The organism is uncultured Roseovarius sp., from assembly GCF_947489715.1.
Taxonomy (GTDB): Bacteria; Pseudomonadota; Alphaproteobacteria; order Rhodobacterales; family Rhodobacteraceae; genus Roseovarius.
In genome coordinates, this window is record NZ_CANLER010000001.1 from 300,617 (window position 1) to 323,727 (window position 23,111).

The following is a 23,111-nucleotide window of genomic DNA, read 5'->3' on the forward strand; positions in this document are numbered from 1 at the left end:
ACACTGCTTTCGCGTTCAGGTAGAATAGCCGGGTTTTGTCCCGGCCTGTTAGTTTTTTGGAATCAGGATGCTGCGCGTTGCAGCATACCGAAAAGGTCGCGCGGATCGTCGGGATCGGCCAGCAGGTCAAGCTCGATGAAACGCTCGGTCCCCTTGATCCGGTCACGCACGAACCGCAGGGCGCTGAAATCCTCGATCGCAAAGCCGACCGAGTCGAACAGCGTGATCTGCCGGTCGCTGGTGCGGCCCTTGGCGGTGCCATTGATCACTTCCCACATCTCGGTGACGGGGAAATCATCGGCCATCTGCTGAATCTCGCCTTCGATCCGGGTTTGCGGCGGGTATTCCACGAACACGTCGGAACGGGAAAGGATGTCCTTGTGCAGTTCGGTCTTGCCAGGGCAGTCGCCGCCGATGGCGTTGATATGCACGCCCGCGCCGATCATGTTGTCGGTCAGGATCGTGGCATATTGCTTGTCGGCGGTGCAGGTGGTGATGATCTGCGCGCCTTCCATGCTGTCTTCGGCGGTCTTGCAGGCCACGACATTCATGCCCCAGCCTTCCAGGTTCCGCGCGGCTTTTTCCGTGGCGGCCGGGTCAACGTCATAAAGGCGTACGGTGTCCACGCCGCAGATCGCTTTCATGGCAAGGCTCTGGAATTCCGATTGCGCGCCATTGCCGATCATCGCCATCGTGGTCGCACCCTTGGGCGCAAGATGTTTGGCAACCATGGCCGAGGTCGCTGCGGTACGCAGCGCTGTCAGCACGGTCATCTCGCTCAGAAGCACCGGATAGCCGTTGCCCACATTTGCCAAAAGTCCAAATGCCGTAACGGTTTGCAGGCCTTCCTTCATGTTCTTTGGGTGGCCGTTGACATATTTGAAGCCATAGACTTCGCCGTCGGAGGTTGGCATCAATTCGATCACGCCTTCTTCGGAATGCGAGGCCACGCGCGGGGTCTTGTCGAAGAGTTCCCAGCGTTTGAAATCGGCCTCGATGTAATCGGCCAGACCGATCAGCATGGGTTCGACCCCGATGTGATGCACCAGCTTCATCATGTTGTCGACGGAAACGAAGGGCACCAGCGCCTTGTCGGAGGGGGCAAGATTGTTCATGTCAGTTACTCCTTGATTGGGGGCGGCGGGCCAGATGCAGACCCGCAATCATGCAGCGGGCCGAGCCGCCAGCGCTTTCAATGGTGGGCAGGTCCAAAGGCACCAGCCGCACGGATTTTTCCAGAGTGGCGATCTGATCGGCGTCCAGCGCCGCCAATGCCCGCGCCGAAAGGGCCAGGATGAGCCCGTCGGGGGTTTCCAGTTCAATCGCGTTCCCGGCGAATTCGGCGATCTGGTATTGGCTGAGCGCGATGACCTCGCGGCGGGTTTCTTCCAGCCGCTCGCGGATCGTGGCGCGGCGTTCGTCATCCGGCACCATATCAAGCCCGACCATCGCCACCTCGGTGCCAATCGCCATGAGGACATTGGTATGGTAGACCGGCGTGCCGCTGTCATCGACCGCGTCAAACACGATGGGTTCATAGCCGAAGCGCGTGCAGAACCGTTCCAGCAGGATCGGATCGGCCCGGTGCGACCGCGCCACGAAGGCCAGCCGCCCGATGTGGTCCAGTACCATCGCGCCGGTGCCTTCCAGCGACAGCCCGTCCGGCTCAAGCCCCGAATAATCCGTCACCTCGGCCACGCGGTAATCGCGTTTGAGCATCTCGATCACATCCCAGCGGCGTTCGCGTCGCCGGCTTTCCGCATACATCGGGTAGATCGCCACATGGCCGCCCGAATGGGTGGAAAACCAGTTATTGGGAAAGATCGAATCCGGTGTATCCTCGGCCGCGTCCTGAAACACATGCACTTCGACACCGGCGTTGCGCAGGCTGGCGACGGCCCCGTCGAACTCGCCCTGTGCCCGTGCCGCGACCTCATCCGCCGTCAGGTCGGGGACCGACTGGAACCGGTTGTCGCCCGCGGTTTCGGGGTTGGGATGAAACCGGTTGGGCCGGATCATCACAACGCTTGATGGTGCCTGAACGCTCATGAAAACGCCCGTGTCGGACGGTCGAAGACGCGGCGGCCAAGGGCCGACGCCGCCAGATCCACCATCACCTGTGCGGTGCGCCCGCGCTCGTCCAGGAAAGGGTTCAGCTCAACCAGGTCAAGCGAGGTCATCAGCCCGCTGTCGCAGATGATTTCCATCGCCAGATGCGCCTCGCGCATGGTGGCACCCCCAGGCACGGTGGTACCGACGGCGGGCGCAAAGCTGGGATCAAGGAAATCCACATCAAGCGAGACGTGCAGATCGCCGCCCGCCTTGGCCACCAGATCAAGGAAGCCTGAAAGTGGCCGGGCAATGCCGGTTTCGTCAATCGCGCGCATGTCGTGGCAATGAATATTGGTGGCTTGCAGCTTCTCGCGCTCCGGCCCATCGACCGAGCGCAGGCCCAGAAGGCAGATCTGATCCTGCGGCACCGGGTTCTGCACTTCGGGGAAACCGTCAAACCCGTCGAGGCCCGCCAGGTAGCCCACGGGCGTGCCATGCAGGTTGCCCGAGGCGGTTGAATAGGGGGTGTGATAATCGCTATGCGCATCCAGCCACAGCACGAATTGCGGGCGTCCGACATGGGCGGCATGGTTGGCCACCCCGGTGACCGACCCCAGCGACAGGCTGTGATCGCCCCCCAGAAAGATCGGAAGGCCGTTTTTCATCGCGTCCTGTGCCGCATCGCGCAGCGTCATCGTCCAGCCAATGGTTTCCGCCGGTTTGATCAGGTGTTTCGGGGCTTCCTTGGGGGCGTCGACTTCGACCGGGCTCAGGTTGCCCATATCCACAACCGAATGGCCCAGGTCGGCCAGTGCCTCGGCAATGCCAGCAACACGGTAGGAATCCGGCCCCATCACGCAGCCTTGGCGTTTCTTGCCACTGTCTACGGGGGCACCAATCAGGATACAGGTTTTTTGGGTCATCTTGGCCTCGCTTTTCTGGATTTCCAGCATAATTGTGCCGAAATGGGTTGAAATGAACCCTATATTTTGCACTAATTGGGCCATGTTTTGCCGAAACGGAATTGAAAGGTTGCGAAATGGACGACACCGACCGCCGTCTGATATCGGCCCTGCGCCACGATGCGCGGGCCTCGCTTTCTGATCTGGCCGCGTCGCTGGGGGTCTCGCGGACAACCATCCGCGGGCGGATCGAACGCCTACGCCGTTCGGGGGAAATCGTGGGCTTTACCGTCGTGCTCAAGGGCGATGTGGCGCGCGATCCGGTGCGCGGACTGATGATGCTGGGGATTGAGGGGCGCGGGACCGAACGCATCCTGCGCCAGCTTTCGGGGATGAGCACGGTACGCGCCATTCACACCACCAACGGGCGCTGGGACGTGATCGTCGAGATCGGCACCGACACGCTGGAAGAGCTGGACCGCAACCTGGCCCATATCCGGCGGCTAGACGGTATTGCCCATTCGGAAACCAGCCTGCTGCTCAATACCCGCAAATCCTCGGCCTAGGCGGCCCTCATAAATGAGCCAACCGGCGCAAATTTCCCACTAACCAATTGGCCCTTGCGCCCGCATGTTCCGAGGATCGAAACAAGAAAGGATGCGACGATGGGATTGTGGAGCTTTATGAAGGATTCGGGCAAGAAACTGTTTGGCGGCGACGAAGAGCCGTCGGCAGAAGTGCTTGAAAGAGAGATTGCCGATCTGGGTCTCAGCACCGAGGGACTGGATATCTCGGTCGAGGGTGACAAGGTCAAGGTGGCGGGCATGGGCGTCAGCCAGGAAGTGCGCGAAAAGGTCATGCTGGCCGTGGGTAATGTGGCCGGTGTTGCCGCGGTCGAGGATGATGGCGACGGTGCGGGCACGGTTTTTCACACGGTCGAAAGCGGCGACACCCTGTCGGCGATTGCCAAGAAGACCCTGGGCAGCGCCAACCGCTATAACGAGATTTTCGAGGCCAATCGCCCGATGCTGATCCACCCGGACAAGATTTACCCGGGCCAGGTGTTGCGCATCCCGCAGGACGGCGCGGCCTGATAGAAAGATCGAGAGAGCGCCCCGGTGGCGCTCTTTTTTCGCGCCGATGCCGTTTCGGCAAAGGGTAGATTGCCGCCCCGTCGTGGCGATCAATCATACTGTGGTTCCAGAAATCTAGGCCGCAGTCGGTGCCCGAACCGCTTTCAGCCAGAAGAACACCAGAAGCAGCGAAATCAGCCCGTTCCAACTGGCCATCGACAGGCCCAGCATGTCCCACGGCACCTCGTCGCAGCGGATCAGCGGGGCCGCCATGATCTGATCGAAAAGATCATCAGTCGACACACCCGATACGCCCGAGGAGGTGCAGGATGTCGGTCCCTCCCACCATCCGCGTTCAACGCCGGTGTGATAAAACCCGATGCCCGCCGTCCCCAGCGCGGCCAATGCGCCGGCCAGGGGCAACACGCGGCCCGGCAGCATCAGGGCGATCACGCCGAGAGCGATGGCAATCACATGCGGCCAGCGCTGCCAGATACACAGCTTGCAGGGCGCCATACCGCCCAGATGTTGAAACGCGAACGCCCCGATCAGCAACAGGGCCGATCCGCCCGCCGCCATCATGATCCACCATTGCCGCGTCGTCATGCCTAGAGAAGCCTTACCATATAAAACCCACCGAACAGCAAAACCACAAACAGCACGGTCATCAAGCCCAACCGCTTTTCGATGAAATCACGAATGGGTGAGCCGAATTTCCACAGCAACCCTGCAACCAGGAAAAACCGCAAGCCACGGGCAATGAGCGAGGTGATGATGAAGGTCGACAGCGGCATGCCGGTCCATCCCGACATGATGGTGATTACCTTATACGGGAAGGGCGTGATACCTGCCGTCAGCACCGCCCAGAAGCCGAAATCGTTGAACCGGGTGTTGAATTCCCCCATCGCATCGGCCTTGCCCAGTGTCTCGAGTATGGGTTGGCCGATCTGTTCATAGGCCAAGGCGCCGATCGCATATCCCAGCAGGCCGCCCACGACCGACGCGATCATGGCCACCGCCGCCACCAGCCAGGCCCGGCTGGGCCGCGCCAAGATCATCGGGATCATCAGCACATCGGGCGGGATCGGAAAGACCGAGCTTTCGACGAAGGCCACAACTGCCAGCACCCACAGCGCGCGCGGGTGATCGGCCATGCGAATGGTCCAGTCATAAAGGCGTCGGATCATGGGGCGGGGTCTTTTCGCAGCGTCATGCCGCCTCAGACCATGCAGGGCAGGGCGGGTCAACCCCGCTGACTTTCTGAGACCCCAAAAAACCGTCGAACGGTACTGGACGCCGCCGCGGCTCTTGGGTAGAGCTATCCGCGTGCCCAAGTGGCGGAATGGTAGACGCAGGGGATTCAAAATCCCCCGCCTTAACGGGCGTGCCGGTTCGAGTCCGGCCTTGGGTACCAGCTTTCCGCATCCGTGAATGAACGGTCCGTCGATTCGGCGGGCGCCGTTTGTTTGTTTCCATATCTGCAATGGTTCGGCGCGATCATGGGTATTGGATCGGGTTTGCGAAAATGCGTTTCGGCAATGTGACGAAAAAGTGTCGGCATGGTTACCGGCCTCTCCGGCTGTTTCAGGGTCGCGATGCCAAATAACCCCTAGGTTGCAAATTTCTGAAAAAATGCGCGAAAAATACTTGTTTGAATCAAATTCTATCCGTATGGGGATTACGTGGGGTAAGCTCAGGGTTGTCTAGAAGTGCTTATGAATATTAACGAATTCGCGCCACCACGAAACGTTGCTGACAATTTTCCGACATTTTTCGCTTTTTTGAAAACACCCGTTTGCTACAACTGGTCTGCCCAACTGGGGGGCGATGTTTGTAGGTCACGGGGGCGACCGCACAAAACGCGCATCATCAAAGATGCGGGAGAGGTGCGCGCGCTTGGCCATGTTTGGCACTGCGTGATGCGCACCGGATTGCGACATGTTTTCGCGCGATCCTTTCCATCGTCGGACGGTGGATCATCTCCCGACCAGCACATGAGGTGCGCGCAGTATGCCCGGTCCCGGGTTCTCAGGATCGGGTACAGGTAAATGGTTTCTGTGGTCTGGCCATTCGGCACCGGCCAGCCGCAGCGTAGGAGAAGATGATGTCGAATAATTTCGATGATCCGTTTTCGGCCAATTTGATCGGGCTGTGGGATTTTCTGAATACCGGCCCGAAGGAAGATACCGGCCTGGCTGACGGTGTTGCCCAGAACGGTCACCTCCAGGGGGATGCCTCGATCTCGGACGAGGCGCTTCATACCGGTGGCTGCGGCATGTTCGAGGTGAACGGCGGCAATGACGCGCCCTTCAACCTGGCCCAGGGCACGATCGCGGTTGAATTCACCCAGGACAATCATATCGGATCGTCCCCCGATACCATCGTCAACCGCGGCGAACAGGCGGATTACAACAAGGAAGGCTGGTTCGAGATCAGCGTCACCCGCGATGGCGCGGTGCAGGTCTGGCATGCCGACAATGGCCTCACCGCGAACCTGACAACCGGCCCGGGCTTTTTCGACGAAGGTGATACCGTCAAGGCCAGCTATTCCTGGTCACCCGAAGGTGGGCTGACCTTTGAGGTCAGCAACCTGACCCAGAATACCGATGTCACGGTCACGGCCGATAACCCCGGCCTGACAATGGATGTCACCGACGATGACGACGAAAGCTGGACCTTCGGCGCGCGCGAGGTTGATGACGGCCGATATGGCAACCATTTCGACGGCTCGATTGATTATGTCGCGGTCTACAACACCGATATCGCCACTGGCGGTGGCCTCGCACCAGAGGCCGAAAATGACGCGGCTTCGGGTGACGAGGATACCGCGATCATCATCGACGTGCTGGGCAATGACAGCGACCCCGATGGCGATCCGCTCAGCGTGACCGAGGCGTCCGATGGGGCCAACGGGACCACCTCGATCAACCCAGACGGCACCATCACCTACACGCCCGACCCGGATTTCAACGGTGAAGATACGTTCAGCTACACGATCAGCGATGGCGACGGGGGCACCGATACGGCCACGGTGACCGTCACGGTAGCGCCGGTCAATGATGACCCCGAGGCCAACCCGGATACCGCGTCGGGGGACGAGGACACCGATATCGTGATCGACGTTCTGGCCAATGATACCGATGTCGATGGCGACCCGCTGACGGTGATCGAGACGACCGATGGCGCCAATGGCACCACCTCGATCAACCCTGATGGCACCATCACCTATACGCCCGATCCGGATTTCAACGGGGTCGATACGTTCAGCTATACGATCAATGACGGGTCGGACGGGTTTGATACCGCCACCGTGACCGTGACGGTCGGGCCGGTCAATGACCCGCCCGAGGCCAATGATGACAGCGCGACAACCGGCTTTCAGGCCGATGTCGTGATCGACGTTCTGGGCAATGACAGCGATGCGGATGGTGATCCACTGACGGTCACCGCCGCCGATGATGGGGCCAATGGCACCACCACGATCAACCCCGACGGCTCGATCAGCTATACGCCCGATGCCGGGTTCACCGGCGACGACACGTTCAGCTACACGATCAGCGATGGGCAGGGCGGCACCGACACGGCGACCGTCACCGTAAGTGTTGGGCCCGATCTGCGCGATGGCATTGTCGATGGCACCACTGGCGACGATCTGATCGACATTGCCTATACCGGCGATCCCGAAGGCGATCGCATCGACGCGATGGATGAGATCCTGCCGGGTGAAGGCCCCAATGACGACATCGTTCGTGCCGGGCGCGGTGATGATACCGTGCTGGCGGGTGACGGCGATGATGATGTCCGTGGCGGCGGCGGCGACGATCTGATCTTCGGGGGTGTCGGCGCGGACGAGCTTGCCGGCAACCGGGGGGCGGATACGCTGATCGGTGGTGCGGGCGACGATACGATCACCGGGGGCCGGGGCGCTGACGACCTGCTGGGCGGGGCCGATCAGGACACCTTTACCGGTATCACCGCGGGCGATGTTGTCGATGGCAATGAAACCGGCGTTGACTTTGACACGCTCGATCTGACCGGCTCGGCCCAGTCCGAAAACCCAGGCGGCGGTCTGCGCGTCACCTACACCTCGCCGGATCAGGAAGATGGCTTTGTCGAGTTTCTGGATGCGGGTGGCGATGTCACCGGCACGATGCAATTCGCCAATATCGAAAATGTCATCCCCTGTTTTACGCCGAACACGGTAATTGCAACGCCGCGCGGTGAACAACTGGTGCAGAACCTGTCCGTCGGTGACCGGGTCATCACCCGCGACAACGGCTTGCAGGAAATTCGCTGGATCGGCAAACGCAGCCTGTCGGGTGCCGAGTTGCAGCAGGCCCCGCATCTGAAACCGATCCTCGTCCGGGCGGGCTCTCTTGGTCTGGGGCTGCCAGAGCGCGATCTTCTGGTCAGCCCGCAGCACCGGATATTGGTGAACAACGACAAGACGGCGCTTTATTTCGAAGAGCGCGAAGTGCTTGCCGCGGCCAAACATCTGACCGGCATGGACGGTGTGGATGAGGTCACGACAAGTGGCACGACCTATATCCACTTCATGTTCGACCAGCACGAAGTCGTTCTGTCGAACGGCTCTTGGACCGAAAGCTTCCAGCCCGGTGATCAGGTATTGGACGGGATGAGCGACGATCAGCGCGACGAGATTTACGATCTCTTCCCGGAATTGCGCCATCAGGCGGGTCTGCACGCCTATCAGGCCGCCCGCAAATCACTCAAACGGCACGAGGCGCGGCTTCTGGTCAAATAACGAAATGCAGCCGGTCGGCCTGTATTCAGGCGGACCGAGGGATCGGACCCTGGGGGGGATGCGCCGATTTCAAAAGGGACAATCCCGGTCAGAGGCCGGGATTGTTTCGTTTCCAGCTCGGTCGCTGCCGCCCAGTGCGCAGGCGCCAGGCGTCCCAGTCCTCGGGCGTGTCCAGATCGGTCGTGGCGCGCAGGCCGGGCAGGGGGACCGTATCCACCTTCTCGCCCACCATCACGACCCGTGCGCCCTGATCGCCGCCCAGCCCGCTTAAGGCGCGAAACAGCCGCGCGGGGAAAATCACCGGATGTCCGGCCTGCCCGTTCATATCCGTTGCCCGCACCACATTGCTGCCGTCAAAGGCATGAGTCATCCGGATCAGATCATCGACCTCGATCTCGGGCATGTCGGCGGGCAGGATCATCATGCCCTTCGCGCCGCGCTTGGTGGCAAAGCATACCGCCGCCCGGATGGATGCGCTCATCCCCTCATCCGCGTCATCGACCATCAGCATGTCCAGCCTGTCGGCCACCATGCCCTCGACAATTGCGGTACGGTCGGGCCGGTCCGGCGGCAGCGCCACCACGACATTCGCCTCCGCCCGAAGCGCGATCGAAACCTGACGTGCCAGCAAAGGCTGGTAGTCAATCAACTCCAGCAGCTTGTCGCGCCCCCGCATCCGGGAAGAGGCCCCCGCCGCGGGGATCAGGATCAGCATCAGCCCCGCATCCGCGCGCCATCCGCATCAAAAAGCGGCTGGGTGATCAGTCGCGCCGGGCGCATCTCGCCCAGGATTTCGATGTCAACATTCAGGCCATCCTGCGCCTTGGCGGCCGGGATCAGGCCCAGGGCAATCGACTTGCCCGCATAATGCGAATACCCGCCCGAGGTGCAGAACCCTTCGACCGTGCCGTCGATCCAGATGGGCTCATAGGCGGCCACATCCGCATCCAACGCATCGACCTCAAACGCACAAAGCTTGCGCGCCGCCCCGGCATCGCGTTCCGCTTTCGCCGCCTCCCGGCCGATAAACTCGAAATTTTTGTCGAAACTGGTAAAACGGTCCATGCCGGTCTCTCCGGGCGTGTAATCGGGTGAAAACTCATTCAGCCACGAGCCGAAGAATTTATCAAGCCTCAGTGACATCATCGCCCGCATGCCAAACGGGCGCATGCCATGCGGCTGGCCCGCCGCCCACAGCGTGTCCCACAGGCTGCGCTGTGCCATCGGATCGCAGTAGATCTCGTAGCCCAGATCGCCGGTATAGCTGACCCGCTGGATCAGGCAATCGACCATGCCCACGGTGGCATGGCGCAGATCCATGAATCGCATGTCGCCCAGATCATCCCGCGTGCAGGCCAGCAGCACCTCGCGCGCCTTGGGCCCCGCAATCTGGAACCCGTTCAGCCGGTCGCTGATGTTCTCGACGATCACACCCTTGACCTCATTGGCCTCGAACCAACGCATGTGATTGGCCTGCGCGCCATAGGAGGCGGTTAGCTGAAACGCCTCGTTGCTCAGGCACGAGATGGTGAAATCGCCAATCATCCGCCCCTTGTGGCTGAGCATCGGTGACAGGCTGATCCGCCCCGGCTTGGGTAGACGCCCCGCCATGATCCGGTCCAGCCAGATCCGGGCATTGCGGCCCGTGACCAGATATTTGCCGAAATTATGCACCTCGTTGATGCCCACGGCCTCGCGCACGGCCTTAACCTCGCGCGCCGTGGCCTCGAACGCGTTCGAGCGGCGGAAAGACGGGGTTTCATAGCGCGGCTCGTCACCTTCGGCGAAGTAATTGACCACCTCCAGCCCGTATTGCTGCCCCCAGACCGCGCCCATGCGGTCAAAGACGTCATACATCGGCGTCTGGCGGAACGGACGCGCGGCGGGCAGTTCCTCGTTCGGGTAAGCGACCGAGAAGCGTTTCTGATAGTTTTCGATCACCTTGGGGCGCGTGTAGCCGGGCGTGATCCAGTCGCCATAACGCGCCACATCCATCGCCGTCACGTCACGCTCGCATTCCCCCTCGACCATCCACTGCGCCAGCATCAGGCCGACACCGCCGCCCTGGCTGAACCCGGCCATGACACCACAGGCCGACCAGTAATTGCGCATCCCCGGCACCGGCCCGATCAGCGGGTTGCCATCGGGGGCAAAGGTGAACGGCCCGTGAATGACCGATTTCACGCCCGCGCGTTCCAGCGCCGGAAAGCGGCGATAGGCGAATTCGATACTGTCCTCGATCTTGTCCAGATCGTCAGGCAAGAGTTCATGGCCGAAATCCCAAGGCGTGCCATCGACGGCCCAGGGTTTGCAGGGCTGTTCGTAAAACCCGATACAAAGCCCGCGCCCTTCCTGCCGCAGATAGCTTTCGCCCGCCGGGTCCATCACATGCGGGTGCTCCTCGTCGCGGTCGACGATCTCGGGCACCTCGTCGGTGACGATATATTGGTGTTCCATCGGGTGCAGCGGCAGGTAGACCCCGGCCATCGCCCCCACCTCACGCGCCCAGAGGCCGCCGGCATTGACGATGTGTTCGGCGTGGATCGTGCCCTGTTCGGTCACCACATCCCAGGTGCCGTCATCGCGCGCATTGGTTTCGATCACCTTGCACTGGGTTTCGATGGTGGCCCCGCCCATCCGCGCGGCCTTGGCATAGGCATGCGTGGTGCCCGACGGGTCCAGATGCCCATCAAGCGGGTCGTAAAGCGCGCCCAGGATGCCATCGGTATTGGTAATCGGTGCGATCTTGCGAATGTCTTCGGGGCCCACGATCTCGGTCTCCAGGCCCATGTAGCGATGCTTGGCACGCTCGGCCAACAGCATGTCGAACCGGTCCTTGTTATCCGCCAGTGTCACACCGCCCACATGGTGCAGCCCGCAGGACATGCCGGTGATCTCTTCCAGCTCTTTATACAGCTTGATCGTATAGCCCTGTAGCGCCGCCATGTTGGTATCGCCGTTCAGCGTGTGAAACCCGCCCGCCGCGTGCCATGTACTGCCGCTGGTCAGCTCGGACCGTTCAATCAGCATCACATCCGACCAGCCCAGCTTGGTCAGGTGATAAAGAACGCTACAGCCGACAACGCCGCCGCCGATCACTGCCACTCTTGTCGTGGTTTGCATGAGACCTCTCCCCCAAGTTTTTGTCAGCCTCGCCCGCAGTCACAATATCGGCCCGCCAGAAAACGACAAGCCGCGTCGTATGTGGGTAACGGCATACTGCGAAAGGTCCGCATCTGTACCAAAATCACCAATTTTGTACCTGATGACCGAAATCCGACAGAACCTGACGCATTCCTTAACCGTTTTTCTGACTCGATGGCTAAGCTTGTCGCGAAAGGGCAACCGTGCCGTTTGCAGAATCGGCACTCTGGCCCAACGGACAACAAGGGATGAACCATGAAAACCCATGCACAGGCAGTAGTCATCGGCGGCGGCGTCATCGGATGCTCGATCCTCTACCACCTCACCAAACTGGGCTGGACCGATGTTGTCCTGCTGGAACGGGACGAGCTGACCTCAGGGTCGACCTGGCACGCGGCGGCCAATATCCACGGGCTGCATGACAGCGCTAATATCAGCCGCCTCCAGCATTACACGATGAACCTCTATAACTCGCTCGAGGAAGAAACCGGCCAGTCCTGCGGCGTTTTTCAGCCCGGATCGCTTTATCTGGCGCAGACCGAGGCGCGCGAACATCAGCTTAAACTGCAGGCCGCGAAGGCCAAGCTTTACAATATGAACTTCAGCGAGATCACCCGCGACAAGGCCGAAGAATTACACCCGCTGGTCAATTTCGACGGCATCCGCTGCATCATGTGGGAACCCGATGGCGGCAATGTCGACCCGTCGGGCGTGACTAATGCCTACGCGGTCGGTGCGCGTCAGCGCGGCGCCGAGATTTACCGGTTCACCCCCGTCACCGGCACCATCCAGAAACCCGACGGCACCTGGACGGTCGAAACCCCGAAAGGCAATATCGAAACCGAATGGGTGATCAACGCGGCGGGCCTCTGGGGCCGTGAAGTTGCGGCACTTGCGGGGATCGAACTGCCCCTGCAACCGACCGAACACCAGTATTTCGTGACCGAAACCATCGACGAGATTGACGCGATGGACCGCCGTCTGCCCTCCGTCGCCGACCGTGATGGCGAATACTATCTGCGGCAAGAGGGCAAAGGCCTGCTGATCGGCGCCTATGAGCAGGAGATGAAGTTCTGGGCCGAAAACGGCACGCCGCTTGATTTCGCCCATGATCTTTTCGCCGATGATCTGGACCGGATCATGGATAACGTCATGCGCGCGATGGACCGTGTGCCCGTCGCTGCCGAAGCGGGCGTCAAACGCGTGATCAACGGCCCGATGATCTGGTCACCCGACAGTAACGTGATCCTCGGCCCTGTGCCGGAGCTGAAGAACTACTTCGTCTGCGGCGGCATCATTCCCGGCTTCAGCCAATCGGCAGGCATGGGCCTGATGGTGGCGCAATGGCTGACCACGGGCGAGATGGAATATGACATGTTCCCCTGGGACATTGCCCGTTTCGGCCTTTGGGCCAACAACAAGGAATTCGTCAAGGCCAAGGTGCAGGACCAGTACGGCCACCGTTTTGCCATTCACTACCCTAACGAGGAACGCACCGCCGGTCGTCCGCTGAAAACCCGTCCGGTTTACGAAATGCAAAAGGACATGGGCGGCGTATTCGGCCTCAACTACGGCTGGGAACACCCGCAATGGTTCGCCGGAGAGGCGGGCGCGAAGGACACCAACGGTTTCACCCGCCAGAACTGGTGGGGACCCGTGGGCGAAGAGTGCAAGATGCTGCGTGACCGTGCGGGCATCATCGACATCTCGAATTTTGCCAAATACCGCTGCAAGGGGCCGGATGCCTCGGACTGGCTGAATTCGGTTTTTGCGAACCGGATGCCCAAGGGCATTGGCCGCTCGTGCCTGACGCCGCTGATCGGCGTGCGCGGTGGCATCGCCGGTGACGCCACCGTCACCCGCGTGGCCGAAGATGAATTCTGGATCGTCTCGTCGGGCATGGCCGAGCGGTATCACAAGCGCTTCTTCGATGCCGTTCCGCTGCCCGAAGGCACCACATTCGAAAGCTACACCGAGGCGATGTGCGGCTTCAACGTCGCCGGTCCCAAGTCGCGCGAATTGCTGCAACGCCTGACCAACACCTCGCTCGCGACCGAGGATTTCCCCTTCATGCGCTCGCAGCAGATCGAACTGGCCGGTGTCAAATGCCTGGCACTGCGCGTCAGCTTCACCGGTGATCTGGGCTGGGAACTGCACTGCGCCACCGAGGATCAGAAACGGCTTTACGAGGCGCTGATCGAGGCGGGCAAGGATTTCGGCGCTGGCCCCGTTGGCGCGCGTGCGCTGATGTCGATGCGGGTCGAAAAGGGCTATGGCTCCTGGAGCCGCGAATACAGCCCCGAATATTTCCCCCACGAGGTCGGGCTCGAGATGCTGTGCAAGATGGACAAGGATTTCCTCAACAAATCCGCCGCCGAAAAGGCGCTTGCCAAACCGACCCGCGAAAACCTCGTGCTCATCCACATCGACGAAGAGGCCACGAAGGCCTCGAATGCCGATGCGACGGGCGGCGAGCCGATCTTCAAGGATGGCAAGGGCATCGGTCGCGTCACCTCGGGCACCTATGGCTACACCGTTGGCATGTCGCTGGCACTTGGATATGTCCGCACCGGCACCGCCGAACCGGGTGACGAGGTCGAGGTGATGGTGCTGGGTCAGCCCCACAAGGCGCGCATCCTGACCGAGCCGCCGTTTGATCCCAAGGGCGAAAAACTCCGCGCCTGACCGGCCATCCCACGCACACCACACCCGGCGTCTTATGACTTGCACGCCGGGTGATCTGCTGTCTTTATCCTGAATCTGAGCGGGCCGCGCTGCGGGCCTGCCGATGTATGGGACAAAGTGACGGGGATCCTGGGTGTGACACGGGAATTTTTGCGTATTGCGGGCAGGGGTCTGATCCTCTTGCTGATGATCACGACCCTGACGCTTGTTGCCACCCCGCGGCAGCCCCACGCGCAGGAGGCGTCTGAACAGGCCGCCGCCGAAGACGCCGCCGCCGAAGAACTTGTCGCCCGGGCAAAAACAACCGTCGTCACGCTGGAGCCGCTGCTTGAAAGCCTGGCAACGCTCGAAGCCAATGCCGAGGAGCTATCGGCCCGGATCGAAACCGCATCCGAGGCGGAAAAAACGGCCCTGACCGAAGAATTCGAGGCGCTCCAGGCCGAAACCGACCGTGTCCGCGACCAGATCTCGATCGTCGTCACCGGCGTGTCGGAACAGGCCTATCTTGATGTTGAGGGCCAGGATTTCGACCTGCGCAGCGAATTCGAGGCACTGCTGGAGCCTTTCGTTTCAGGCCTCAAGGGGGCAACGGAAAACGCCCGCCAGATCGAACGCACCCGCCGCGCGCTGGCAGCCACCGAAAACCGCCTGTCGGATGCGGAACTGGCAGTCGAAAACAGCATGGCCGCAATTGCCGAAGCCAGCGACGAGGCGGTGCTGAAAGTCCTCAACCAGCAACTTGAGCTTTGGCAGGAACGCATCGAGATCAACCGCTCCCAATATGCCGCGCTGACCCAGCAACTGGTCGATCTCTCCTCGGAGCGGGCCACCAAAAAGCGCAACGTGAACTCCGCGATGAGCGAGTTTTTCCGGGATCGCGGCCTCAGCATCGCGCTGGGCCTTGCCGCCTTTGCCGGTTTTCTGGGCACCTGCCGATTGCTGCGCTGGGTGGCGATGCGGATCACCGGCCTGACCGGGCGGCCCCGAACATTTGCCGCGCGCCTGACCAACCTGCTGTTCACCGCTTTCACCGTTCTGGGCAGCTTTGTCGCGATGATCATCGTGTTCAACCTGCGCAACGACTGGCTGCTGCTGGGGCTTGCGACCTTGCTGACCTTTGGCCTGATCTGGGTGACGATCCGCATGCTGCCCAGCCTGATGGAACAGGTCACCGTGCTGCTCAATTTCGGCGCGGTGCAAGAGGATGAGCGCGTGCTGTTCAACGGCGTGCCGTTCCGTGTGGACAAGCTCAGCTTCTACACCGATCTGGTCAACCCGGCGCTTGATGGTGGTGAATTCACCCTGCCGGTGCGCGAACTTGTCGGCCTGCATTCGCGGCCCGCGGCGGAAAACGAATCCTGGTTTCCGTCCATGAAGGGCGACTGGGTGCGGCTGGCCGATGGCAATGCCGGTCAGGTCATGGCACAAACGCCCGAAATGGTCGTGCTGCACCTGCTGGGCGGCGCGCGCGTCACCTACCAGACCGCCGATTACCTGTCCCAGACACCCGAAAACCTGTCGCTTGGCTTTCGCGTCGAGGTCGAATTCGGCATCAGCTACCGCCATCAGGCCCAGGCCGCAACGACAATCCCCAAGACCATGCAGGCCGGGGTCGAGGAACACATGCGGGCCTTTCTGGACGAGGGCAACCTGCGCGCGGTCGAGGTTGAACTTCTGCGCGCGGGGGCCTCGTCGATCGACTACGAGGTCGAGGTTGATGTCACCGGTTCCGCCGCCCCCCGCTTCGAGGAGATCGAGCGTGAACTGGCCCGTGTGCTGGTCGTGCTGGCCACCGAACATGGCTGGGAAATCCCGTTTCAACAGGTTGTGCTGCATCGGGCCGATGGCTGACAGACAGCGCGTGGGCCGCCCTGCATTCCAGGTTGGAAAAATCATGGTCCCTTACGCCAGCGGATGTTATGCGACATGTAAGGGCGGGGGCGTTCCTCCCCGCGCCAGAAACGCTTAGAGCCGGGTTGTTACATGAGCGCGCAGTTTAAATCGGTTTTGGCCAGTTTCTCAAAACCCCGCCATTTCCTGCAAAACATCTATGCCGTTGCGGACGCGCGGATGCCGCATCATCTGGTCTATATGCGAAATCACAAGGCGGCCTGCACCTCGGTTATCCTGTCGCTCATGAAACACCGCGCCACGCTGGAGGGCGAGAACGTCGATGACCTGAACATTCGCGAGGTGCACGGCCGTCCCGCCGGAATTTTTGTAGACGTCAAGGCGCTCGGTGGCCCGGCAAGCCATGATCTTGTGCAAAGCCCGGAAAGCTTCACGTTTTCGTTCGTGCGTCATCCGCTGGAACGCGCCGCCTCGGCCTTCGCGGACAAGGTGGCGGGCAGTCCACGGCATCGGGCCAAGATCATGCGCACGATCGGCAAGTCGGGCGCTGATGACATCACCTTCCCCGAATTCATCCATGCGCTGACAACCAATCCGGCTGCGCTTGACCTCGACCGGCATTGGCGTCCACAGCACAAGGAACTGGCCTCTGGCCTGATCAGCTACGATTTTCTGGGTGCGCTGCCGAATATGGATCGTGATCTTCCGGCAATTCTGACTTTTGGGTTCGGGGCAGGGCAGAACGCCGTCGCCGACGCCCGCGATGCCTTTGGGCACAAGACCCGCAGCAAGGACCTGATTGACGAATTGTCGTCGACAGAAAAAAGTGCTTTCGAAGAGGTGATGGCACAGGATTACGCGCTTTACGAAGATGCGCTTGGTGCTGCGTTCACCGATGGCCCCTGAACAATTGTGCCAACTGGGTGACGGTCAGCGTTCGGGCAAACGCAGGGGCATCCCGACGGTCGTTGAAGATCAGCTTAAAGATATGCCAGCAATTTTCTGAAGTGACACCGGGCCACAAGCCCTAGCAGGGTGGCGTGCTAAGGAACGGTCTGGTTTTGGAAGCGTCAGGCATGCCGAACAGCTTCTTGTCAGCGGCTTGCACGTGAAACGGTTTTTTTCTCTGGCGATCATCCTGCCATCATGTCATCTGACAGGCGCTTCCCCGAAGGTCACCGATTGCCCGTCGGGGTTCATCACCAGCCAGCGCGCGGCGTAGAGCTGGTGTTCGCGGGTCTGCCAGCCCTGGTCGTCACAGCTGAAACGAGGGCGCCACGACCCCTCGATACGAACCGCGTGGCGGATCCGGTCCACATTGGGCGGTGCACTGTTTGGCCCGCCTGATACATGCGCGCGTTTCAGCATCATCTGCAATCGCGCGATCAGCGGTTTCGCATGTTCCTTGCGACGTCCGGGGAATACCACATCAATCGCGCCATTGCCGTCGACAAAGCCCTTGACCATGATGTCCTGACGCGAATTCCGCCCAAACATCGGTACCAGTTCGACCGTCATCTGAACCAGCTGAGTCTTGAATATCCCGGAATCCTCGTACCAGGGGGTCACTTCATGAGCAGGTTTTCGGCGGTCGTGCATCATCAAACTCTGTTGCCATCGGGTCGGGGCACAATTTGGTTACGCCGTGCCAGCGCGCGCAAAACCTACCATCAAAATCGTTAACGGGCGCTGAACCGGACCCTGCAAACCGGCAGGTTTTGGTGCGGAAAACGTACGGGTCGTACGCCGTGCCTTCCGGAACACCCGAAAGACGTACGTAACGCGCGTACAATCCGTACGGTGTGTCCGTTTTTCGCTGTCAGAGAGGGCGGATTTTCAGACGGGTGATGCGGTTGTCTTTCACCTCGACCACCTCGAACCGGAAGCGGTGAAAACTGAACACCTGACCAACCACCGGAATGATCTGTGCCTCGTGAATGACAAGGCCCGCAACGGTGTTTGCCTCCTCGTCCGGCAAGGTCCAATCGGTTGCGCGATTAAGGTCGCGGATCGTCATGGAACCATCGACAAGGTATTGATTATCCGCTGTTAATTCCAACGGAAGGTCTTCATCCTCGTCAAACTCATCGGTAATCTCACCAACGATTTCCTCAAGAATATCCTCAAGCGTGATCAGCCCTTCCAAGGTGCCATATTCATCCACCACAAGGGCGAAATGGCTTCGCATCCGCAGGAACTGACGCATCTGATCGTCAAGCGTCGTGGTCTCAGGCACAAAGTAAGGTTTGCGCGCAACGCTGCAAATATCAAAGTTTTCCAACGAGTTAAGCGACGCATTGGGACCAGTGACCAGCTTGTGCATCGCGCGCAGCAGGTCTTTGGCATGCACCACGCCGATGATGTTGTCGGGGTCGTTCCGGTAGACCGGAAGACGGGTGTGGTTGCTCTTAAGGCATTGTTTTAAAATGGCTTCCGGCTCGCTCTCCGCGTCAATCATCTCGATCTGAGACCGATGCAGCATGATCTCTTCCACCGCCCGTTCCCCCAGATCGAGCGCGCCCAGAATCCTGTCACGGTCTTCTTTTTCGACCACCCCTTCGGAATGCCCCAGATACAAGGCCCCAGCAATTTCCTCGCGTACCGCAAGGATATGACTGTCCGGATCTGTCTTGACACCAAAAAGGCCAAGCACACCGCGTACCATCCAGCGCACCATAGTCACGATGGGGGAAAAAACCCTTATTACAAACACGATAATCGGTGCCGTTCGCGCCGCCGCGGTTTCGGCATTGGTGATTGCATAGGTCTTTGGCAGCACCTCGGCGAAGATCAAAACCAGCAGCGTCATCACCAACGTCGCCAGCGCCACACCACTTTCTCCGAACAGTCGCGTGAACATCGCTGTGGCCAAAGATGTCGCCAGGATGTTCACCAGATTGTTGCCCAAAAGGACCGATCCGATCAGCCGTTCATTGTCCTCGGTGATCTCCAGCGCCTTCTCTGCACCGCTCGATCCCTTTTCGGCCTGAGACCTGAGCTTGCCCCGTGACGCAGCCGTAAGCGCGGTTTCGCTGCCCGAAAAGTAGGCCGAGAGCACCAGTAACAAGATAATCGCCACCGCGGTGACCCAAAATGCACCGTCGATCACAGATGAAGAAACTTCCATTGCCGCCTTTGTCCTTTTATCCAGTAGGGTTATGGGGTGCAGGAGCACGTCAATCAAGGGATCATCGGCAATGTATTTACGGGATTTGGGGCAGTTGGACGGGCCGGTGCTGTTGTTTGGTGGGCCGTATTCCAATTTGCCTGCGATGCGGGCGCTGATCGACCGGGCGCGCTATCATGGCATTGCTGCGGATCACATGATTTGCACCGGCGATACCGTTGCCTATTGCGGTCAACCCGCTGAAACTGTTTCGGAAATTCGAAAACTGGGCTGCACGGTCGTGGTGGGGAACTGCGAAAAACAACTGGCGCATGACCAGATGGATTGCGGCTGTGGGTTCGAAGAAGGCAGTAGTTGCGATCTGCTGTCGGCAGCGTGGTATGCCCATGCCGACGCCGAAATCGGTCGGGATGACCGCGACTGGATGCGGCACCTGCCAGATGTTGTGACCTTCTCTCATGGCGGAAAACGCTGCGCGGTTATTCATGGCGGGGTAAGGGATATCAGCCGGTTCATCTGGAAAGTCAGCCCCGAACAGGTTTTCTTAGAGGAAATCAAATATCTTCAAGAGGTTACGGGTCCGATCCAGATGGTAATTGCTGGCCATTCGGGTATACCGTTTCAGCGGCGTATTGGGGATGTTGACTGGGTAAATGCCGGTGTTATCGGGATGCCGCCCAATCGTGGAATGCCTGATACCTGCTACGCATTGATGGCGAATGGTCGGGCGCCAGTTCTACGCCTGGTATATGATCATGCGGCGACGGTCGAGGACATGCGCCAGAAGGGCCTGACCCAAGGCTATGATACCGCACTGGAAACGGGTTACTGGCCGTCCGAGGACGTCTTGCCATCTAAGTTGCGCCGGTCCGCCTTGGCCAGCGGGTGATGTTCCAGCACAAGTTCCTTCAACCGTTCCTCCAATACATGGGTATAGATTTCGGTTGTCGCCACATCGGCATGGCCCAATAGCGTCTGAATGGCCCGAAGATCGGCACCGTTCGCCAGCAGATGCGTGGCAAAGGCATGGCGTAGTGTATGGGGGGTGACCTTGGCGGGTGAAACCCCTGCATAGACAGATAACTCTTTGATCAGCATATAAAACCTATGCCGCGTCAGATATCCAAGCTTACCGCTGGACGGAAAGAGATAAGGTGATGGGGCGAAACCTTTGGCGCGCGCCGCGTCCTCGGCCGTATCACGCAGTTCAAGCCATTCGGTCAGCGCCTCGCGGGCAGGCGGAGAAAGGGGTACAAGACGTTCCTTGCCGCCTTTGCCGCGTATCAGCAACATGCGCGGGTCACCGCGCGCCGCCGCAACCGGAAGCGATACCAACTCGCTTACCCGCATACCAGTGGCATAAAGCAATTCCATCAGGCATGTGTTACGGCTGCGATCTTTTGCGCTGCGGGCTGATTGACGAGCGGCGTCAAGCAGGCGATCGACCTCTGCTTCGCTCAACGTTTTGGGCAGACGTTGGTCCCGACCGGGCCCCTTGATACGGATGGCGGGATTGTCTTCGCGCAGGCGCTCTTCAAAAGCAAATCGATAAAGCTGTTTGATCGCTGACAATCGTCTGGCACGCGTTGATTTTGCAAGACCTTGGGCATCACACCAGACCAGATATGCCTCGACATCGTTTTGCCCCGCTGCGGCCAGTGAGATCGCCTTGCCCGAAAGCCATGCGTGGAAATCGGTCAGATCGCGATCATAGGCGGCGATTGTGTTTTGGGCGGCACCAAGTTCGGCTGCCTGAGCTTCGAGAAAACTGCTGATCCAGTGCTGCTCGGATGACATCAGGATGGCCCGAGGACGAGAAGTTGCAAAGCAGCGCGTCGGGCGGTGTCTTCCAGCCCCAGCGACCGGAGCGTTACCAGCGCGTTGGTCATGTCGCTCAGACTGCCATTCCGTGCGCTATCCAACTGGTTGGTTGCTGTCAGAATGACCTGTCCGATTTTGCCGGCCTTGATCAAATAGGCTTGTTCCGGTTTTGGCTGTTCGGTTGAAAACCCTCGGGCAATCGCCCGTTCACGGCTGGTGTTTGCAGGGGCATCATCCGGTGCGCCAGCCGCCAACGCGATCAGGAATGCTTGTCGGCTATCTGGCGTCTCCAGAATGTCGCCGGCGCTCTCGTATTCATCTGACAATAGATTGACAAAAAACGATATTTCCTGACTTGCCGCCGGCAATTTCACATCCTTCAGCGCGCTGGCGAAGAGTTGCGCAAAGGCAGTCTGTAGTCCGCGATCACGCATGGCGCGCCAGGCTCTGGGCAGGGTGGCTGCGATCTGATCGACATCACCTTTCTGCAGGGCGGCATCAAAGGCCTGAACCGCACGGACCCTGTCCCAGACACCACCCGACGCCGCGGGTTTGCGATCTGTGTAGAGGCCAAGCAGCCGGTTCGCGGGTAGGGCGCCGGTGCGTGTCAGACGTTCAGCGGCTTCGATCTCGGCGCGCCACCCGGCCACCTCGCGCAGGTCCGCCGTGGCATATATCCGGGGAAGCCGGTTGGTGGGCAAGGGGTTCCCTGCCGCTTCGAAGAGACGGAAGATCAGGGGTGACATGGTTTTAGGCGGGGTGGGCAGGCTCTCGAACTCGATGGTTTCGGGATCAAGATAGAAGGCCAGTAAGGACGCTTCGACCGGGGATAGTGCATCAAGCCCCACAGCCGTTTCATAGGTCAGCGCGGCGGTTGGCCAGTCTCCGGCGCGCGCGGTGCAATAAATCCGCGCAGTGTAACTCTGGCTTAGCCCGGGATTTTCCCTCAATACATCGCAGGCAGCGTTTTCGGTACCGCTGAGCAATGAGACGTCCAGCCATTGGTCAAATAAAACAGGGTTTTGCGGGCCGGCGCGTTCCAACAATGCCCGGGCCGGATCCGCAGCGCCAAAGTCAATCAGCGTCGCCACTCTTGCCTTGAGAAACGCTGCATCCTTGCCCGCATCGACCGGCGCGTCAGCTTCGGCCAGCAATAGCGTGTAGTAAAGCGCCTGCAACGCCGGAAGCGGTGTGGGCGCAATATGTGACAGCTCGGTGATCAGATCGTCGGTCGTGCTTGCAGACCACAAACTGGCTGGCAGGCCGGTCGTCGTTGACGGCAGCAGACCCACCGCATCCGCATTTGCGGTATCGAGCGGCATCACGTCAACTTTGGGCGTGAGGGCGGTTTCGGTTACTGCGGGTTCACCGGGTTTTGGCTGCGCGATTGGGACTGTGCCCAGTTCATCCAGCCAGTCGATCGCCGACAGCGGGGGTTGCTGCGCCAGCGCAGTTGTTGCCAGAAATGAGGTCAGGAGCGCGGCTTTAACCGGTTTCAAGGATAATTTCCTGGCGAATCTCGTCAGTGGGCGGCGTGAAATCCACCCCGAAAAAGGGGCCGATATACGCATAGCCGACAAGGCCAATAAAGGCCAGACAAGCCATATAAATCAGCCATTTAAGTAGTCGTATCATTGTCGTTCTGCCCGTTTTTGATCTTCTTTTGATAAACTTATAACTGGCCTTTCAGG

19 protein-coding genes and 1 tRNA gene are annotated in these 23,111 nt (G+C 60.1%); 8 read left to right on the plus strand and 12 right to left on the minus strand.

Annotation, left to right across the window (positions count from 1 at the left end; translation table 11 throughout):
* Nucleotides 1–62: 62 nt before the first annotated feature.
* The 3 genes from Q1B27_RS01445 to rocF are packed head-to-tail and all read right to left on the minus strand — an operon-like array spanning nt 63 to nt 2,975.
* Nucleotides 63–1,115 (minus strand): ornithine cyclodeaminase, encoded by a 1,053-nt coding sequence (locus tag Q1B27_RS01445; RefSeq protein ID WP_299842536.1) that lies wholly within the window; start codon nt 1,113–1,115, stop codon nt 63–65.
* A gap of 1 nt (nt 1,116) precedes the next feature.
* Nucleotides 1,117–2,049, minus strand: coding sequence for a citrulline utilization hydrolase CtlX (gene ctlX, locus Q1B27_RS01450; protein ID WP_299842539.1), 933 nt, complete (start codon nt 2,047–2,049; stop codon nt 1,117–1,119).
* Nucleotides 2,046–2,975 carry an arginase gene (rocF, locus tag Q1B27_RS01455; protein ID WP_299842542.1) on the minus strand — a complete coding sequence of 310 codons (930 nt, stop codon included), beginning with the start codon at nt 2,973–2,975 and terminating at the stop codon, nt 2,046–2,048. The genes ctlX and rocF overlap by 4 nt, the downstream gene beginning before the upstream one ends.
* A gap of 116 nt (nt 2,976–3,091) precedes the next feature.
* Here rocF and Q1B27_RS01460 point away from each other — a divergent pair, with 116 nt between their 5' ends.
* Both Q1B27_RS01460 and lysM read left to right on the plus strand, forming a co-directional pair.
* The gene (locus tag Q1B27_RS01460) at nt 3,092–3,520 is read left to right on the plus strand and encodes an Lrp/AsnC family transcriptional regulator (protein ID WP_299842546.1); all 429 of its coding nucleotides are present in this window, start codon (nt 3,092–3,094) and stop codon (nt 3,518–3,520) included.
* Between the two features lie 99 nt (nt 3,521–3,619).
* Complete coding sequence (gene lysM, locus Q1B27_RS01465; RefSeq protein ID WP_299842549.1) at nt 3,620–4,048, plus strand: peptidoglycan-binding protein LysM; 429 nt, start codon at nt 3,620–3,622, stop codon at nt 4,046–4,048.
* 114 nt (nt 4,049–4,162) lie between these two features.
* Here the strand turns inward: lysM and Q1B27_RS01470 are convergent, their stop codons facing one another.
* Nucleotides 4,163–4,633, minus strand: coding sequence for a disulfide bond formation protein B (locus Q1B27_RS01470; protein ID WP_299842553.1), 471 nt, complete (start codon nt 4,631–4,633; stop codon nt 4,163–4,165).
* A gap of 2 nt (nt 4,634–4,635) precedes the next feature.
* Complete coding sequence (locus Q1B27_RS01475; protein ID WP_299842556.1) at nt 4,636–5,214, minus strand: YqaA family protein; 579 nt, start codon at nt 5,212–5,214, stop codon at nt 4,636–4,638.
* A gap of 141 nt (nt 5,215–5,355) precedes the next feature.
* On the opposite strand from Q1B27_RS01475, the gene Q1B27_RS01480 reads away from it, so the two are divergent.
* Together Q1B27_RS01480 and Q1B27_RS01485 are read left to right on the plus strand one after the other, a co-directional pair.
* A tRNA-Leu gene (locus Q1B27_RS01480) sits at nt 5,356–5,441 on the plus strand.
* Between the two features lie 690 nt (nt 5,442–6,131).
* Nucleotides 6,132–8,792: an Ig-like domain-containing protein gene (locus Q1B27_RS01485; RefSeq protein WP_299842560.1), complete on the plus strand. Its 2,661-nt coding sequence runs from the start codon at nt 6,132–6,134 to the stop codon at nt 8,790–8,792.
* A gap of 88 nt (nt 8,793–8,880) precedes the next feature.
* On the opposite strand, the gene Q1B27_RS01490 is transcribed toward Q1B27_RS01485, so the two are convergent.
* Together Q1B27_RS01490 and Q1B27_RS01495 are read right to left on the minus strand one after the other, a co-directional pair.
* The gene (locus tag Q1B27_RS01490) at nt 8,881–9,507 is read right to left on the minus strand and encodes a nucleotidyltransferase family protein (protein ID WP_299842563.1); all 627 of its coding nucleotides are present in this window, start codon (nt 9,505–9,507) and stop codon (nt 8,881–8,883) included.
* Nucleotides 9,507–11,915 carry an FAD-dependent oxidoreductase gene (locus tag Q1B27_RS01495; RefSeq protein WP_299842566.1) on the minus strand — a complete coding sequence of 803 codons (2,409 nt, stop codon included), beginning with the start codon at nt 11,913–11,915 and terminating at the stop codon, nt 9,507–9,509. The genes Q1B27_RS01490 and Q1B27_RS01495 overlap by 1 nt, the downstream gene beginning before the upstream one ends.
* 276 nt (nt 11,916–12,191) lie before the next feature.
* On the opposite strand from Q1B27_RS01495, the gene Q1B27_RS01500 reads away from it, so the two are divergent.
* The 3 genes from Q1B27_RS01500 to Q1B27_RS01510 all read left to right on the plus strand — a co-directional run bounded on the left by Q1B27_RS01500 (nt 12,192) and on the right by Q1B27_RS01510 (nt 17,378).
* Nucleotides 12,192–14,621, plus strand: a complete 2,430-nt coding sequence (locus tag Q1B27_RS01500) for an FAD-dependent oxidoreductase (RefSeq protein ID WP_299842569.1) — start codon at nt 12,192–12,194, stop codon at nt 14,619–14,621.
* A 135-nt stretch (nt 14,622–14,756) separates the two neighbouring features.
* Nucleotides 14,757–16,472, plus strand: coding sequence for a hypothetical protein (locus Q1B27_RS01505; RefSeq protein WP_299842572.1), 1,716 nt, complete (start codon nt 14,757–14,759; stop codon nt 16,470–16,472).
* A 132-nt stretch (nt 16,473–16,604) separates the two neighbouring features.
* Nucleotides 16,605–17,378, plus strand: coding sequence for a sulfotransferase family 2 domain-containing protein (locus Q1B27_RS01510; RefSeq protein WP_299842575.1), 774 nt, complete (start codon nt 16,605–16,607; stop codon nt 17,376–17,378).
* 243 nt (nt 17,379–17,621) lie between these two features.
* Here Q1B27_RS01510 and Q1B27_RS01515 read toward each other — a convergent pair whose 3' ends face one another.
* Both Q1B27_RS01515 and Q1B27_RS01520 read right to left on the minus strand, forming a co-directional pair.
* Nucleotides 17,622–18,071 (minus strand): hypothetical protein, encoded by a 450-nt coding sequence (locus tag Q1B27_RS01515; protein WP_299842578.1) that lies wholly within the window; start codon nt 18,069–18,071, stop codon nt 17,622–17,624.
* A 220-nt stretch (nt 18,072–18,291) separates the two neighbouring features.
* Nucleotides 18,292–19,599 carry an HlyC/CorC family transporter gene (locus Q1B27_RS01520; protein WP_299842581.1) on the minus strand — a complete coding sequence of 436 codons (1,308 nt, stop codon included), beginning with the start codon at nt 19,597–19,599 and terminating at the stop codon, nt 18,292–18,294.
* A gap of 70 nt (nt 19,600–19,669) precedes the next feature.
* Here Q1B27_RS01520 and Q1B27_RS01525 point away from each other — a divergent pair, with 70 nt between their 5' ends.
* Nucleotides 19,670–20,488: a metallophosphoesterase family protein gene (locus Q1B27_RS01525; RefSeq protein WP_299842584.1), complete on the plus strand. Its 819-nt coding sequence runs from the start codon at nt 19,670–19,672 to the stop codon at nt 20,486–20,488.
* Here the strand turns inward: Q1B27_RS01525 and Q1B27_RS01530 are convergent.
* From Q1B27_RS01530 to Q1B27_RS01540, 3 genes are read right to left on the minus strand one after another with little or no spacing between them, the layout of a single operon-like run.
* Nucleotides 20,425–21,396, minus strand: coding sequence for a site-specific tyrosine recombinase XerD (locus Q1B27_RS01530; protein ID WP_299842587.1), 972 nt, complete (start codon nt 21,394–21,396; stop codon nt 20,425–20,427). The two genes, Q1B27_RS01525 and Q1B27_RS01530, sit on opposite strands and share 64 nt — an antisense overlap.
* Entirely contained in the window at nt 21,396–22,919 is a 1,524-nt protein-coding gene (locus Q1B27_RS01535; RefSeq protein WP_299842590.1) for a hypothetical protein, read from the minus strand. Before Q1B27_RS01535 ends, Q1B27_RS01530 begins: the two co-directional genes overlap by 1 nt.
* Nucleotides 22,906–23,055 (minus strand): hypothetical protein, encoded by a 150-nt coding sequence (locus Q1B27_RS01540; protein ID WP_299842593.1) that lies wholly within the window; start codon nt 23,053–23,055, stop codon nt 22,906–22,908. The genes Q1B27_RS01535 and Q1B27_RS01540 overlap by 14 nt, the downstream gene beginning before the upstream one ends.
* Between the last annotated feature and the right edge of the window lie 56 nt (nt 23,056–23,111).